Here is a 7,698-nt window from a genome sequence, read left to right as displayed (position 1 = left end):
CTGCTATTTTTACATCATCAGATTCTACTTCATCTTCCTTTGTTCCGTAGTTTCCAATATGTGCATTAGTTGTAACCATCAACTGACCGTAATACGATGGGTCTGTGAAAATTTCTTGATAGCCAGTTGTACCAGTATTAAAACATACTTCACCAAAAGCAGAACCTTCTTTACCAATAGATTTACCATGGAAAATTGTTCCGTCTGCTAATAGAATAAGTGCCTTTTTTCTTTGTTTGTATTTCATGTGTTGTGTTTAAAAGATTCCCATTTTCACTTCGACTACGCTCAGTGACCAAAAAGAACTCTGGGTTTTACAAAATTCCAAAAAAAAAGGATAAACTGAAACAGTTTATCCTTGATATTTATTAATGCTTATTAACATTTATTCTTCTTCGTTTGAAGCTTTAGTCTCCACTGGTGGAGTTGTAGTAGCTTTCTTGCCACCTCTTCTACTTCTACGTGTTGTTTTCTTCTCTGCTTTACCAGCATTATAAAGTTCATTGTAATCAACTAACTCTATCATTGCCATATCAGCATTATCGCCTAGTCTGTTTCCTAATTTGATGATTCTAGTATATCCGCCTGGACGATCACCAATCTTCGGTGCCACATCTCTAAACAATTCTGCAACAGCATCTTTTTGTCTTAGCTTAGCCATAACGATACGTCTATTGTGAGTTGTATCTGTTTTAGACTTAGTAATCATTGGCTCAACAAACTGCTTTAAAGCTTTTGCTTTAGCTACTGTTGTGTTAATACGCTTGTGTTCTATTAAAGAACAAGCCATATTAGCTAACATAGCTTTTCTATGTGCTGTTTGTCTTCCTAAGTGATTGAATTTTTTTCCGTGTCTCATGACATTTGTTTTACCATCTTGCTACCTGACCATGCTTATTAGCATGGGAGCAAAATATGATTAGTTTTAAATTATTATTAGTCTTTATCTAATTTATATTTACTTAAATCCATTCCGAAGTTAAGGCCTTTTACATTTACTAGTTCTTCTAGCTCAGTTAAAGACTTCTTACCGAAGTTTCTGAATTTCATTAAATCATTTTTATTGAAAGATACTAAGTCTCCTAAAGTATCTACTTCTGCTGCTTTTAAACAGTTAAGCGCACGTACAGAAAGATCCATATCAACTAATTTAGTTTTCAATAGTTGTCTCATGTGAAGTGATTCTTCATCATAAGTTTCGGTCTGTGCAATTTCATCCGCTTCAAGAGTGATACGCTCATCAGAGAATAACATAAAGTGGTGAATTAATATTTTAGCAGCTTCAGTTAAAGCGTCTTTAGGATTAATAGATCCATCAGTTCTAATTTCGAAAACTAATTTTTCGTAATCCGTCTTTTGCTCAACACGAAAGTTTTCAATACTATATTTTACATTCTTTATTGGAGTGTAAATTGAATCTGTAAAAATCGTTCCGATTGGTGCAGAAGCTTTTTTATTCTCTTCAGCAGGAACATAACCTCTACCTTTTTCAATAGTAAGCTCCATATTAATATTTACTTTTGGATCTAAGTTACAGATTACTAAATCTGTATTTAATACTTGAAAACCAGAAATAAACTTCTGAAAATCACCAGCTGTAATTTGATCTTGACCTGAAATAGAAATAGTAACGGTTTCGTTATCTATTTCATCAATTTGACGCTTAAAGTTAACTTGCTTTAAGTTTAAAATCATTTCTGTAACATCTTCAACTACACCAGAAATTGTAGAAAACTCATGATCTACACCTTCTATTCTAACTGATGTGATTGCAAAACCTTCTAATGAAGATAATAAAACACGTCTTAAAGCATTACCTACTGTTAATCCGTATCCTGGTTCTAAAGGTCTAAATTCAAATTTACCTTCGAAATCAGTTGAATCAATCATGATTACTTTGTCGGGCTTCTGAAAATTTAATATTGCCATATTTTTCTTCTTTTAATTGTTATTTAGTTGCGCGATTTATAAGTATGAAGAAGACTAATAAACCCTTTGGCTAAATACCAATATGATTAATTTATTATTTAGAGTAAAGTTCAACGATAAATTGCTCGTTGATTTGTTCTGGAATCTGAATTCTCGCAGGAACAGAAACATAAGTTCCGTTCATTGTATCGTTATTCCATGTAATCCATTCGTAAACACTGCTAGAATTAGCTAATGAATTCTGAATAGCTTCTAATGATTTAGATTTTTCTCTAACACCTACAACATCTCCAGCTTTTAATTGGTAAGAAGGTACATTTACTTTTTGACCATTTACTGTTATGTGTCTGTGAGAAACTAATTGTCTAGCACCACTTCTTGTTGGAGAAACTCCCATTCTGAAAACCACGTTATCTAAACGAGATTCACATAACTGAAGTAATACTTCACCAGTAATACCTTGCGCAGCAGTTGCTTTTTTAAACATGTTTCTGAATTGCTTTTCTAATACACCATAAGTATATTTAGCTTTTTGCTTTTCCATTAATTGGATCGCATATTCAGATTTTTTACCTCTTCTCTTGTTAGCTCCGTGCTGACCAGGAGGGTAGTTTCTTTTTTCGAAGGCTTTATCATCTCCGAATATAGCTTGTCCGAATTTACGAGCTATTTTAGTTTTAGGACCAGTATATCTTGCCATTTTAAGTTTGTTTTAAGAGTAATTATAAAATTAAGGTCTTAAGCTTATCCTTCTATAAATGTTTACCTCTTGTTGATACTTGTTATTTATTTTTCAGTTTGCAAATTTATGCAAAATAAACTAATATCAATACTTATATGAATGATATTAGTTTACTTAATAATTTATGTGAGATTATCTAACTAAAATTTAATTAGAATCTGAAACAAGTTCAGATTAAACTCTACGTCTTTTTGGTGGGCGACAACCATTGTGTGGTAATGGAGTAACATCGATAATTTCTGATACTTCAATACCTGCGTTGTGTATAGATCTGATAGCAGATTCTCTTCCGTTACCAGGACCTTTTACGTACGCCTTTACTTTCTTTAAACCAGCTTCTTTAGCAACACCTGCAGCATCTTCTGCAGCTAATTGCGCAGCATAAGGAGTGTTCTTTTTAGAACCTCTAAAGCCCATTTTTCCTGCTGATGACCAAGAAATAACGTCACCTTTTTTATTAGTTAAAGAAATAATGATGTTATTAAAGGATGCAGTAATATGCGCTTCTCCGATTGCATCAACAATTACTTTACGTTTTTTAGTACTTGACTTTGCCATATTTTTTAGTTTCTAGTTGTTAGCATTTAGTTGTTAGAATCCTAGACTTTTACATTTCAGACAGATTCATCTAACGTCTCATTACTAATGACTAATGTCTTAATTATTATTTAGTTACTTTTTTCTTATTAGCAACAGTTTTTCTTCTTCCTTTTCTGGTACGAGAGTTGTTCTTAGTACGTTGCCCTCTTAATGGAAGACCTGCTCTATGACGAATACCTCTGTAACACCCAATATCCATTAAACGCTTAATGTTTAATTGAATCTCAGAACGTAATTCACCTTCGATTTTAAATGTACCAACGGCATCACGGATTGCTCCGATTTCGTCATCAGTCCAATCTTGTACTTTTGTGCTTTCGTCAACTTTAGCAGCAGCTAAAATTTCTTTTGATCTACTTCTACCTACTCCGTAGATATAAGTTAAAGAGATCACTCCTCTTTTTTGTTTTGGTATGTCTACACCTGCAATTCTTGCCATAATTACCCTTGTCTTTGTTTGAATCTAGGATTCTTTTTGTTAATGACGTAAAGTCTCCCTTTTCTGCGCACTAATTTACAGTCTGCGCTTCTTTTCTTTACTGATGCTCTAACTTTCATCTTGTTTTTTTATTTACAACTATTGTAAGATGGAACCTTACGGTTTCATCGTATTAGTATCTATAAGTTATACGAGCCTTAGTTAAATCGTAAGGACTCATTTCTAATTTTACTTTATCACCTGGTAATAATTTAATATAATGCATACGCATTTTACCAGAGATATGTGCAGTCACAATATGACCATTTTCTAATTCCACACGGAACATAGCATTAGATAATGCTTCTATAATTGTACCGTCTTGTTCAATTGCCGCTTGCTTTGCCATAGTATTATATTATTGCGAAACCGCTTTTCTATTTTTACCTGTTTTCATCAAGCCATCATAATGCTTATTTAATAAATAAGAATTAATCTGTTGCATTGTGTCAATAGCTACACCAACCATTATTAAAAGTGATGTACCTCCAAAGAATAATGCCCAACCTTGTTGAACTCCCATTAACTTAACTATAAACGCTGGGAACACAGCAATTAAAGCTAGGAAAATTGAACCTGGTAAGGTTATCTGTGACATTATTTTATCTAAATATTCAGAGGTTTCAGATCCTGGACGTATGCCTGGAATAAACCCGCCACTACGTTTTAAATCATCTGCCATTTTATTAGTAGGTACTGTAATTGCAGTATAAAAATATGTGAATATTATAATTAATAACGCAAAAACAAGATTATACCAAAATCCGAACATGTCTGAAAAATTTGTTTGCATCCACTGCCCAGCAGCTGAATCTTTCATAAATGAAGATCCACCAATTAAACTTGGAACAAACATAATCGCTTGAGCAAAGATAATTGGCATTACACCAGAAGCATTTAACTTTAAAGGTAAAAATTGACGCGAACCAAACACGTTCTTTTCATATCCTCCAGAAGCAGTTCTTCTTGCGTATTGTACAGCAATTTTTCGTACAGCCATAACTAAGAACACAGATGCTAATATAATTAAAAACCAAATTACTAATTCTATTAATATCATCATGAAACCACCGTTACTACCTTCAAGTCGAGAATACATATTCTGAACAAAAGATTGTGGTAAAGTAGCAATAATACCAACCATAATTAATAATGAAATACCATTACCTATACCTTTGTCTGTGATTTTTTCTCCTAACCACATCGCGAATACGGTACCTGTTACTAGAATAATTACTGATGAAAAGTAGAAAATATTTTCACTAAAACCAGGTAACAACATTGAACCCATTGAAGGTGCGCCTGATAAAGAAGGTATACTAGCCAAATAACCTGGTGCTTGCACTAAGCTAATACCTATTGTTAACCAGCGTGTAATTTGAGTAATCTTCTTTTGACCACTTGCTCCTTCTTTTTGAAGCTTCTGTAGATAAGGAATCGCAATACCCATTAACTGAACTACAATAGATGCAGATATGTATGGCATAATACCTAATGCGAAGACCGATGCATTAGCAAATGCTCCACCTGTAAAGGCATTTAATAAGCCTAATATTCCACTTGAAGTCCCACTTTGCAAACCACCTAAAGCATCAATATTAATACCAGGTAATACAACCTGTGCACCAAATCGATAAACCAATAGCAAACCTAAGGTTAGAATAATTCTGTCCTTAAGCTCTGTGATTTTCCAAACGTTTTTTAATGTTTCTATTATTTTCATCCTATAATCTTATAAAGTTACAGCTTCACCACCAGCAGCTTCAATAGCAGCTTTTGCCGTAGCAGTAAATTTATGAGCAGTTACTGTTAATTTAGTTTTTAACTCACCTCTACCTAATATCTTTACTAGCTCATTTTTACCAGCTAATCCCATAGATACAAGAGATTCAAAATCAACACTACCTTTAATTTTCTTCTCGTCAACTAACTTTTGTAATGTATCTAAGTTTACACCTTGATACTCTACACGGTTAATATTTGTAAATCCAAATTTAGGAACACGTCTTTGTAATGGCATTTGACCACCTTCAAATCCTAATTTCTTAGAATAACCAGAACGCGACTTTGCACCTTTATGTCCTCTAGTGGCAGTACCGCCTTTACCAGAACCTTGACCACGTCCAATACGCTTTCCTTGATTTTTTACTGAACCTTCTGCAGGTTTTAAATTACTTAAATCCATTTTTAAGTTTATATTTTTAAGCTTCTTCTACAGAAACTAAGTGTTCAACTTTCTTAACCATACCAAGGATGTTTGGTGTGGCATCGTGCTCTACTACTTGACCAATCTTTTTTAAACCTAAAGCCAATAATGTTAACTTTTGTCTTTTAGTACGATTGATTGCACTTCTTACTTTCTTTACTTTAATCTTTGCCATCTTATCCTATCGATTATCCGTTAAATACTTTTTCAAGTGAAATACCACGTTCTTTAGCTACAGACTTTGCATCTCTTAATTGCAATAAAGCATCAAAAGTTGCTTTAACTACGTTGTGAGGATTAGAAGATCCTTGAGATTTAGATAGTACATCATGTACACCAACAGCTTCAAGTACTGTTCTAACTGCACCACCAGCAATTACTCCTGTACCAGGTGCAGCTGGGATAACATTAACTCTAGCTCCACCAAACTTACCTTTTTGCTCGTGAGGTAATGTTCCTTTTATGATAGGAATTCTTACTAAGTTCTTCTTAGCATCTTCTATAGCTTTAGCAATTGCAGTTGCAACATCTTTAGATTTGCCTAATCCATGTCCTACTACACCTTCTTCATTACCAACAACAACAATAGCAGAAAAACCAAATGCTCTACCTCCTTTTGTTACTTTAGTTACACGCTGTACACCAACTAAGCGATCTTTTAATTCTAATCCGCCTGGTTTTACTAATTCTGCGTTTTTATATTTTTGATACATAATGTCTTAAAATTTAAGTCCTGCTTCTCTAGCTCCTTCAGCTAATGATTTTACTCTTCCATGATATAAGTAACCACCTCTATCAAAAGAAATAGTTTCAACACCAGCTTTCATAGCTTTTTCTGCAACAGTTTTACCTACTAAGGTAGCAGTTTCTGTTTTGTTTCCTTTAGACTTAGCAATGTCTTTATCTCTTGAAGATGCAGCAGCAATTGTTTTACCAGTTACATCATCTACGACTTGAGCATAAATTTCTTTATTACTTCTAAAAACAGCTAATCTAGGTCTTGCTTGAGTACCAGATACTACCTTACGGATTCTGCTTTTAATTCTTATTCTTCTTTCGTTCTTTGTCAATGCCATAACTTAATTATTAAGCTGATTTACCTGCTTTTCTTCTAATTTCTTCACCAACAAACTTAATCCCTTTTCCCTTGTAAGGTTCTGGTCTTCTAAAGCCACGTATTTTAGCAGCGACTTGTCCTACCAATTGTTTATCAAATGATGTTAGTTTAATTATTGGATTTTTACCTTTTTCTGAGACCGTCTCTACCTTTACTTCTGGAGCAATATCCAAAACAATGTTATGAGAAAATCCTACGGCTAAATCTAATTTTTGCCCTTGATTAGATGCTCTATAACCTACACCAACCATTTCTAGTTCTTTGGTCCAACCTTTAGAAACACCTTCTATCATATTAGCAATTAATGCTCTATATAGACCATGTTTTGCCCTTAAATCTTTCTTATCAGAAGAACGCTCTAAAGTAATAGTACCGTCTTCTTGTTTTATAGTAATATCTGAATACTCTTGAGACAACTCACCTAATTTACCTTTTGCAGTAATTACGTTATCTTTAATCTCAAGTGTTACACCTTCAGGAACTGTTATTGGGTTTCTACCTATTCTTGACATAATTTCCTGTTTTTAGTATATGTAACATAATACTTCGCCACCAACGTTTTCTCTTTGCGCTTGTTTACCTGTCATCACTCCGTGAGATGTAGAAACAATTGCAATACCTAAACC

At 33.7% G+C, this 7,698-nt stretch carries 15 protein-coding genes; all 15 read right to left on the bottom strand.

Annotation, left to right across the window (positions count from 1 at the left end; all coding sequences use genetic code 11):
- Positions 1 to 247 (bottom strand): carbamoyl-phosphate synthase domain-containing protein (locus tag AAC053_RS12930; RefSeq protein WP_339757388.1); only part of this gene is annotated, 247 nt, incomplete at its 3' end.
- A gap of 138 nt (positions 248 to 385) precedes the next feature.
- A complete protein-coding gene (rplQ, locus tag AAC053_RS12925) occupies positions 386 to 859 on the bottom strand; it encodes a 50S ribosomal protein L17 (RefSeq protein ID WP_339757386.1) in 474 nt (157 codons plus the stop codon).
- 77 nt (positions 860 to 936) lie between these two features.
- Entirely contained in the window at positions 937 to 1,929 is a 993-nt protein-coding gene (locus tag AAC053_RS12920) for a DNA-directed RNA polymerase subunit alpha (RefSeq protein WP_296385713.1), read from the bottom strand.
- A 94-nt stretch (positions 1,930 to 2,023) separates the two neighbouring features.
- The gene (rpsD, locus tag AAC053_RS12915; RefSeq protein ID WP_339757381.1) at positions 2,024 to 2,629 is read right to left on the bottom strand and encodes a 30S ribosomal protein S4; all 606 of its coding nucleotides are present in this window, start codon (positions 2,627 to 2,629) and stop codon (positions 2,024 to 2,026) included.
- Positions 2,630 to 2,845: 216 nt separating this feature from the next.
- Positions 2,846 to 3,229 carry a 30S ribosomal protein S11 gene (gene rpsK, locus AAC053_RS12910; RefSeq protein ID WP_299125463.1) on the bottom strand — a complete coding sequence of 128 codons (384 nt, stop codon included), beginning with the start codon at positions 3,227 to 3,229 and terminating at the stop codon, positions 2,846 to 2,848.
- 106 nt (positions 3,230 to 3,335) lie between these two features.
- On the bottom strand, positions 3,336 to 3,710 hold the full coding sequence (rpsM, locus tag AAC053_RS12905) for a 30S ribosomal protein S13 (RefSeq protein ID WP_339757378.1): 375 nt from the start codon (positions 3,708 to 3,710) through the stop codon (positions 3,336 to 3,338).
- 2 nt (positions 3,711 to 3,712) lie between these two features.
- Entirely contained in the window at positions 3,713 to 3,829 is a 117-nt protein-coding gene (gene ykgO / locus AAC053_RS12900; RefSeq protein WP_008269159.1) for a type B 50S ribosomal protein L36, read from the bottom strand.
- A 53-nt stretch (positions 3,830 to 3,882) separates the two neighbouring features.
- A complete protein-coding gene (gene infA / locus AAC053_RS12895) occupies positions 3,883 to 4,098 on the bottom strand; it encodes a translation initiation factor IF-1 (RefSeq protein WP_007094967.1) in 216 nt (71 codons plus the stop codon).
- Between the two features lie 9 nt (positions 4,099 to 4,107).
- Positions 4,108 to 5,472 (bottom strand): preprotein translocase subunit SecY, encoded by a 1,365-nt coding sequence (gene secY / locus AAC053_RS12890; protein ID WP_339757376.1) that lies wholly within the window; start codon positions 5,470 to 5,472, stop codon positions 4,108 to 4,110.
- Positions 5,473 to 5,481: 9 nt separating this feature from the next.
- Positions 5,482 to 5,934 carry a 50S ribosomal protein L15 gene (gene rplO, locus AAC053_RS12885; RefSeq protein WP_296385691.1) on the bottom strand — a complete coding sequence of 151 codons (453 nt, stop codon included), beginning with the start codon at positions 5,932 to 5,934 and terminating at the stop codon, positions 5,482 to 5,484.
- A 16-nt stretch (positions 5,935 to 5,950) separates the two neighbouring features.
- Positions 5,951 to 6,130 (bottom strand): 50S ribosomal protein L30, encoded by a 180-nt coding sequence (gene rpmD / locus AAC053_RS12880; protein ID WP_339757371.1) that lies wholly within the window; start codon positions 6,128 to 6,130, stop codon positions 5,951 to 5,953.
- 13 nt (positions 6,131 to 6,143) lie between these two features.
- Positions 6,144 to 6,668, bottom strand: coding sequence for a 30S ribosomal protein S5 (gene rpsE / locus AAC053_RS12875; protein WP_339757368.1), 525 nt, complete (start codon positions 6,666 to 6,668; stop codon positions 6,144 to 6,146).
- A 6-nt stretch (positions 6,669 to 6,674) separates the two neighbouring features.
- Complete coding sequence (gene rplR, locus AAC053_RS12870) at positions 6,675 to 7,031, bottom strand: 50S ribosomal protein L18 (RefSeq protein WP_339757365.1); 357 nt, start codon at positions 7,029 to 7,031, stop codon at positions 6,675 to 6,677.
- A 10-nt stretch (positions 7,032 to 7,041) separates the two neighbouring features.
- A complete protein-coding gene (gene rplF, locus AAC053_RS12865; RefSeq protein WP_339757362.1) occupies positions 7,042 to 7,584 on the bottom strand; it encodes a 50S ribosomal protein L6 in 543 nt (180 codons plus the stop codon).
- A 12-nt stretch (positions 7,585 to 7,596) separates the two neighbouring features.
- Positions 7,597 to 7,698: 30S ribosomal protein S8 (gene rpsH / locus AAC053_RS12860; protein ID WP_339757390.1), on the bottom strand; the 102-nt coding region annotated here is incomplete at its 5' end.

The sequence above is a fragment of the uncultured Winogradskyella sp. genome, assembly GCF_963975125.1.
GTDB lineage: Bacteria > Bacteroidota > Bacteroidia > Flavobacteriales > Flavobacteriaceae > Winogradskyella.
This window is presented reverse-complemented; position numbering and strand designations above follow the sequence as displayed.